Origin of the sequence: Klebsiella sp. 141240 (genome assembly GCF_050600805.1) — a bacterium.
Lineage (GTDB): Bacteria > Pseudomonadota > Gammaproteobacteria > Enterobacterales > Enterobacteriaceae > Klebsiella > Klebsiella aerogenes.
In genome coordinates, this window is record NZ_JAQIRK010000003.1 from 563,533 (window position 1) to 570,424 (window position 6,892).

The 6,892-nt window shown below is 56.4% G+C and carries 7 protein-coding genes and 1 pseudogene; 5 read left to right on the forward strand and 3 right to left on the reverse strand.

Features of this window, described 5'->3' with window-relative positions; translation table 11 throughout:
• Positions 1-99 precede the first annotated feature (99 nt).
• Both PGQ95_RS08535 and PGQ95_RS08540 read right to left on the reverse strand, forming a co-directional pair.
• Entirely contained in the window at positions 100-1,383 is a 1,284-nt protein-coding gene (locus PGQ95_RS08535; protein ID WP_047048077.1) for an MFS transporter, read from the reverse strand.
• A 132-nt stretch (positions 1,384-1,515) separates the two neighbouring features.
• Positions 1,516-1,877, reverse strand: a pseudogene (locus PGQ95_RS08540) (YnfA family protein).
• A 113-nt stretch (positions 1,878-1,990) separates the two neighbouring features.
• On the opposite strand from PGQ95_RS08540, the gene PGQ95_RS08545 reads away from it, so the two are divergent.
• Both PGQ95_RS08545 and speG read left to right on the forward strand, forming a co-directional pair.
• Positions 1,991-2,332 carry a DUF1283 family protein gene (locus PGQ95_RS08545; protein WP_015366763.1) on the forward strand — a complete coding sequence of 114 codons (342 nt, stop codon included), beginning with the start codon at positions 1,991-1,993 and terminating at the stop codon, positions 2,330-2,332.
• 51 nt (positions 2,333-2,383) lie between these two features.
• Entirely contained in the window at positions 2,384-2,944 is a 561-nt protein-coding gene (gene speG, locus PGQ95_RS08550) for a spermidine N1-acetyltransferase (protein WP_015366764.1), read from the forward strand.
• On the opposite strand, the gene PGQ95_RS08555 is transcribed toward speG, so the two are convergent.
• Positions 2,938-3,648, reverse strand: coding sequence for a YnfC family lipoprotein (locus PGQ95_RS08555; protein WP_087860675.1), 711 nt, complete (start codon positions 3,646-3,648; stop codon positions 2,938-2,940). The two genes, speG and PGQ95_RS08555, sit on opposite strands and share 7 nt — an antisense overlap.
• A 103-nt stretch (positions 3,649-3,751) precedes the next feature.
• On the opposite strand from PGQ95_RS08555, the gene PGQ95_RS08560 reads away from it, so the two are divergent.
• The 3 genes from PGQ95_RS08560 to PGQ95_RS08570 all read left to right on the forward strand — a co-directional run.
• The gene (locus PGQ95_RS08560) at positions 3,752-4,024 is read left to right on the forward strand and encodes a DUF1161 domain-containing protein (protein ID WP_087860674.1); all 273 of its coding nucleotides are present in this window, start codon (positions 3,752-3,754) and stop codon (positions 4,022-4,024) included.
• 147 nt (positions 4,025-4,171) lie between these two features.
• A complete protein-coding gene (ynfE, locus tag PGQ95_RS08565) occupies positions 4,172-6,607 on the forward strand; it encodes a selenate/tellurate reductase subunit YnfE (protein WP_430917726.1) in 2,436 nt (811 codons plus the stop codon).
• Between the two features lie 10 nt (positions 6,608-6,617).
• The coding region (locus PGQ95_RS08570) for a 4Fe-4S dicluster domain-containing protein (RefSeq protein WP_430917728.1) at positions 6,618-6,892 on the forward strand (275 nt) is incomplete at its 3' end.

Sequence of the window (6,892 nt, forward strand, 5' to 3'; positions counted from 1 at the left end):
CACCAGACCTACTACCATACAAGTATGATATTTAAAAAAGATGCGAAGGATCACAAACGGGTTTGGTTGCGGGGGGCGACTGGCGCCCCCCGTTAGCGATTAATTGATGCGGTCTTTTACGATGAAGAAATAGCACAGCGCCCCGGTAAAGGTCACGCAGGCGGCGATAACCAAGGCCAGGTTGAAGGAGTGCGTGGTATCCACCACCCAACCGGTGACGACCGGCGCAAAAGAGGCGAAAACAAAGCTGCCGAAGTTCTGGATCGCCGCCACCGACGCGACTTTATTTTCGCTAACCATCACCTGTACCAGCCCCCAGGCCGAGGTCCCGGCAAAGTGGACGCAGAATAGCGCCATGGAGATAAACGCCACCGCCTGGGTCGGCGAACTCGATTGCACCACCAGCAGCGTGCCGAGCGCGGAAAGCGTCAGGCCAACCACAATCGCCGTTTTGCGCGTTTTCGCCAGATCGTAACCGCGGCGCGCCAGCGCATCGACCACTAGCCCGTTGACCCACATGCCCACCGCCGCGGCCAGGAACGGGATCGCCGCCACCCAGCCGGTTTTCGCGAGGCTCAATCCCTGCTGCGCCTGCAGATAACCCGGCAGCCACGCAATATACAGCCAGCCGGTATAGTTAACCCCGGAGAAGCCTAAAATCATGCCCCAGGTGGTGCGCCGTTTGAACAGCGCCAGCCACTCGCTGAATACCAGCGTTGGGCGCGCTTTTTCCGGCGCCGCCAGATACTGGCGCTCCTCCTGTTGCAGGTCGAACTGCGCGCGGTTGCGATACCACGCGTACCAGCACAGGCCCACTACGATCCCCGCAAGGCCGATAACCACGAACATGGTGCGCCAGCCCCAGGCAATCTGCATCAGCACCAGCGCCGGCGGCGCGATCGCCTGGCCAAGCACCGTTGACGAGTTAAAAATGCCGACCGCGGTGCCGCGCTCTTTTTGTACGTACCAGTCGGTAATGGATTTTACCCCCGCCGGCATAAACGGCGCTTCGCCAATACCAAGGCCAATGCGCAGCAAAATAAAGTGGCTAAAGGAGTTCACTACCCCGGTCAGCGCCTGCATCAGTGACCAGAAAATAAGCCCCGCCCCCAATACAATTCGCGGGCCGAAGCGATCGAGCAAAATACCCGAGGGCAGCTGCGCGAAACCATATGATAGCGAGAAGGCGGAAAGCAGTACGCCAAATTCGGTCGCGCTGAGCCCGAGATCGCCACGGATGGCTTCTCCGGCGACGCTTAATGACGAACGATCGAGGAAGTTGACGATACCGGCGATAAACAGCAGCGTCAGGGTGACTTTTTGCACCCGGCCAATGCGCACGGGTTTGGCGCCAGCTTCGCTGGCAAGGGTTTGTGTAGCCATAATTGCCTCTTACGATAAACAGCACGATGCGGTTAGGGTAAGTAAGGCAACTAGTCGGCTACCATACAAGAATCAAGGTTAAAATTAGCGTGGATGATCACAAAGGGCGATTTTTTATCCTGCTGCGTGACGTTAAGCCCGCCCCCAGCCAGCAACGATGATCAGCATGCCGCACAGCGCAATCGCCGCGCCCGCCCAATCATAGTGGCTCAGCTTCACGCCGTCGACGAAACGCAGCCACAACAGCGCAGTACAGACGTAGACGCCGCCATAGGCGGCATACACTCTGCCGCTGGCCTCCGGGTGCAGGGTCAGCAGCCAGACGAACATCGCCAACGCCATCGCGGTCGGGATCAGCAGCAGCGGCGAACCTTCCCGCTTCAGCCATAGCCACGGCAGATAACAACCGATGATTTCGCACAGCGCGGTAGCAAAGAAAAGTAACGTGGTTTTCAGCATTAAAGTTTGGTAAATGAGACAATTTGTTGCACCAGTGTACGCGATAATGTGCCTGAACCCATGCCATTTTGTCCGGTAGGCGCGGGTGGCGAGTTGTAGTAAACTTGTCCAACTGGATAACCCTTTTTATCACTCAAAGGAAATCGTGATGAAAATGACACGCAATAAACGCTGGTGCCTGACCGCCCTGCTGGCGGCAAGCGCAATGGTCTATACCGCTTCGTCCTTCGCGCAAACCGACAAACTGGTGATCGAGTCCGGCGACAGCGCGCAGAGCCGTCAGCAAGCCGCAATGGAAAAAGAGCAGTGGAACGATACCCGCTCGCTACGGCAGAAGGTGAATAAACGCGCGGAGAAAGAGTGGGACAAAACCGACGTCGCCTTCGATGCGCAGGATAACTGCCAGAAGAGCGCCAACGTCAACGCCTACTGGGAACCTAACACCCTGCGCTGTCTTGACCGCCGTACCGGTCGCGTTATTACGCCATAATTCCCCGGCGCCCGTGGGCGCCATCCTCTATTAATGCACACAGGATTTCCCATGTCTGACGCCCCTCACGTCAAACTCCGCCCGCTTGAGCGCGAAGACCTGCGCTTCGTCCACCAGCTTGATAATAACGCCAGCGTAATGCGTTATTGGTTTGAAGAACCTTACGAGGCCTTCGTCGAACTCTCTGACCTTTACGACAAACATATTCACGATCAAAGTGAACGCCGTTTCGTCATCGAATGTGATGGCGAAAAAGCCGGGCTGGTTGAACTGGTGGAGATAAACCACGTTCACCGTCGCGCCGAGTTCCAGATTATTATCTCCCCGGAATATCAGGGAAAAGGGCTGGCGACGCGCGCCGCTAAGCTGGCAATGGACTACGGCTTTACCGTTCTGAATCTGTATAAGCTGTATCTGATTGTCGATAAAGAAAACGAAAAAGCGATCCACATCTACCGCAAACTCGGTTTTATGGTCGAAGGCGAGCTGATTCACGAGTTCTTTATCAACGGCGAATACCGCAATACCATTCGCATGTGCCTGTTCCAGCATCAGTACCTTGAGAAACATCGTCCTCAAGGCCAGACGCTACTCAAGCCCACGGCTCAGTAATAGTCGATAGTGTTTTTGATGCTGTAGTGTCGCGTCACCGCTGGCTGGACGCTTTCATCGACAACCTGCATCTCGCAGCGGATCGGGTTGTCGTGATCGTCATAGTCACAGGTTTGATTCACCTTACCTAACGCGCGATCGTTAAATACACTCACCGCGCTGTAATCGAGCTTTTTACGCGGATCGGTGGACGGCGTCGATACGACACTGAAGCGCTCATCTTTCGCGGTGGTGGTTTTGCCCAGCGGATAGCCTTCGCTGTCGTAGCGATAGCTGGAAGTGCTTTCTTTCCCAAGAGCCTTCACCACAAACCCGTTGTCATCAGTCTCCCAGCTGACGCCCGCCGCCGGCATCTCGGCGAGCTGGCATTTCCCCTGCAGCCGCAGGCGTTTCTCCTGCGTTTGCGCATCGAGATAGTAATTCGCGTCCAGTACTAGCGTGGCGCCGGTTTTGTTTTCGAGGTCGGTAAAATCCAGCAGATCGAAACAGCCTTCTGCCGACACCTGCGCACGCACCCGCTTCACCATTTCCCCCTGGTCATCAAACAGAATTTGGGTAAAGGTTTTAACCGGGCCGCGCAGCGGGTCAAACTCAAACTCATTGGAAAAACTGGCCATCTCCGGGGTAAACGCCGCCGGCGTTGACGGCTTGTCACAGGCGCTGAGCAGCAACGCCGCCGGGATCAGCAAAAACAGTTTATTCACAGCCGCTACCTTTTTGGGAACATTCCAATCATTTTAGCAAATACAATTGTTTACACCAATTCTGCTATGCTTAAAACTGGATGACATCAATAAGGAGCTTATGATGAAACTATCCCCATGGTTGTGCGCGGCCCTGCTGCTGGGTTCGGCATCCGCTCTGGCAGCGCCGGACTCCTGCGAGCGGGTAAAAGGCGAGATCCAGCAGAAGATTATCAACAACGGCGTACCGGCCGACGGTTTTAGCCTGGCCATAGTGCCGAACGATCAGCCTGACCAACCCGGCGCTCAGGTGGTGGGCCACTGCGCTAACGACACCTTCAAGATAATCTATACCCGCAGCGGCGACGCGGCGGCGACCGATTCAGACGGGCAATAACCGCCGCTTTCGAGTGAAGGATCTTATCTCTGGTTGACCGGAGATAAGATTCGCCTACCCCTATTTAAGTATTATTCCTCACCCATGCGCCAGAGCCCCGCGGTTGCCAGCGGCATTTTGCATAATAAAAATCATGGAGTGAGCACAATGTCCAACCCTGAACATCCCGGCGGCGTCAGCCGTCGCACCCTCATAAAATCCTCAGCAATCGGTTCACTGGCCCTGGCCGCCGGCGGCCTGTCCCTGCCTTTCAGTCTACGCGCCGCGGCCGCCGCCGTGCAGCAAGCCACCGGGGCAGAAGAAAAAACCGTCTGGGGAGCCTGCTCGGTTAACTGCGGCAGCCGCTGCGCGCTGCGCCTGCACGTCCGCGACGACGAAGTGGTGTGGGTGGAAACCGATAATACCGGCCACGATATCTACGGCGATCATCAGGTTCGCGCCTGCCTGCGCGGGCGTTCTATTCGCCGGCGTATCAACCACCCCGATCGTCTAAACTACCCAATGAAACGCGTCGGCAAACGCGGCGAAGGAAAGTTCGAGCGCATTAGCTGGACCGAAGCGCTGGATACCATCGCAGAAAGTCTGAAACGCGTGGTGAAAGAGTACGGCAACGAAGCGGTCTATATTAACTACTCTTCCGGAATTGTCGGCGGCAATATGACCCGCTCTTCCCCTTCCGCCTCGCCGGTGATGCGGCTGATGAACTGCTACGGCGGATCGCTCAACCAGTACGGCACCTACAGTACGGCGCAGATCGCCTGCGCCATGCCCTATACCTACGGCAGTAACGACGGCAACAGCACCTCGGATATTGAAAACAGTAAACTGGTGGTGATGTTCGGCAATAACCCGGCGGAAACCCGCATGAGCGGCGGCGGCATTACATGGTACCTGGAGCAGGCCCGTGAGCGCTCCAACGCCCGTATGATCGTCATCGACCCACGCTATACCGATACCGCGGCAGGGCGTGAAGATGAGTGGATCCCGATTCGTCCCGGTACCGATGCCGCGCTGGTTGCCGGTATCGCCTGGGTATTAATTAATGAAAATCTGGTAGACCAGCCGTTCCTCGATAAATACTGCGTCGGCTACGATGAGAAAACCTTGCCGGACGGCGCGCCGGCCAACGGCCACTATAAGGCCTATATTCTTGGCCAGGGGGACGACGCTACCGCCAAGACGCCGCAGTGGGCCTCGCGCATTACCGGTATTCCCGCCGATCGCATCATTAAGCTGGCGCGCGAAATTGGTATGACCAAACCCGCCTATATCTGCCAGGGCTGGGGCCCACAGCGCCAGGCGAACGGCGAGCTCTCCGCGCGGGCTATCGCCATGCTGCCGATTTTAACCGGCAACGTCGGCATTAACGGCGGCAACAGCGGCGCCCGCGAATCGACCTATACCATCACCATTGAGCGCCTGCCGGTACTGGAGAATCCGGTAAAAACCGCCATCTCCTGCTTTAGCTGGACCGACGCTATCGCCCGTGGGCCGGAGATGACCGCCACCCGCGACGGCGTGCGCGGCAAAGAGAAGCTGACGGTCCCTATCAAATTTCTGTGGAACTATGCTGGCAACACCATCATTAATCAGCATTCCGACATCAATAAAACCCACGATATCCTGCAGGACGAGAGCAAATGCTCGACGATCGTGGTTATCGAAAACTTTATGACCTCGTCGGCAAAATATGCCGATATTCTGCTGCCGGACCTGATGACCGTAGAACAGGAAGATATTATTCCTAACGACTATGCCGGCAATATGGGCTATCTGATTTTCATCCAGCCCGCCACTAAGGCGAAGTTCGAACGCAAGCCTATCTACTGGATCTTAAGTGAAGTGGCAAAACGCCTTGGCGACGATGTGCATCAGCGCTTCACCGAAGGACGGACTCAGGAGCAGTGGTTACAGTATCTGTACGCCAAAATGGTCGCCAAAGACCCAGCGCTGCCGGGCTATGACGAGCTTAAAAAAATGGGCATCTACAAGCGTAAAGATCCGAACGGCCATTTCGTCGCCTATCGCGATTTCCGTCGCGACCCTGAAGCGCATCCGCTAAAAACGCCTTCCGGCAAAATTGAGATTTACTCCAGCCGCCTCGCCGAGATTGCCGCCCGCTGGCAACTGGAAAAAGGCGAAGTCATCAGCCCGCTGCCGGTCTATGCCTCCACCTTTGAAGGTTGGGACGATCCGTTGCGCAACCAGTTCCCGCTGCAAATGTTTGGCTTCCATTATAAGGCGCGTACCCACTCCAGCTACGGCAACGTCGATGTCTTACAAGCGGCCTGCCGTCAGGAAGTGTGGCTTAACCCCATCGATGCTGAAAAACGCGGGATTAAAAACGGCGACATGGTGCGCGTCTTTAATCAGCGCGGCGAGCTGCGTATTCCGGCAAAGGTCACGCCGCGCATTATGCCAGGGGTAACGGCGATGGGCCAGGGAGCGTGGCACGATGCCAATATGGCCGGCGATCGCGTCGACCATGGCGCCTGCATGAACACCCTCACCACCCAGCGGCCTTCACCGCTGGCGAAGGGAAACCCGCAGCATACCAACCTGGTCGAAATCGAGAAGGTTTAAGGAGTAAACCATGAGCGCTCAATACGGATTTTTTATCGATTCCGCCCGTTGCACCGGCTGCAAAACCTGCGAGCTGGCCTGTAAAGACTACAAGAACCTGACGCCGGACGTCAGCTTCCGTCGTATCTACGAGTATGCCGGCGGCGACTGGCAGGAGGACAACGGCGTCTGGAATCAGAACGTTTTTGCCTACTACCTCTCTATCGCCTGTAACCACTGCGAAGACCCGGCGTGCACCAAGGTCTGCCCGAGCGGGGCAATGCACAAGCGCGAAGATGGTTTTGT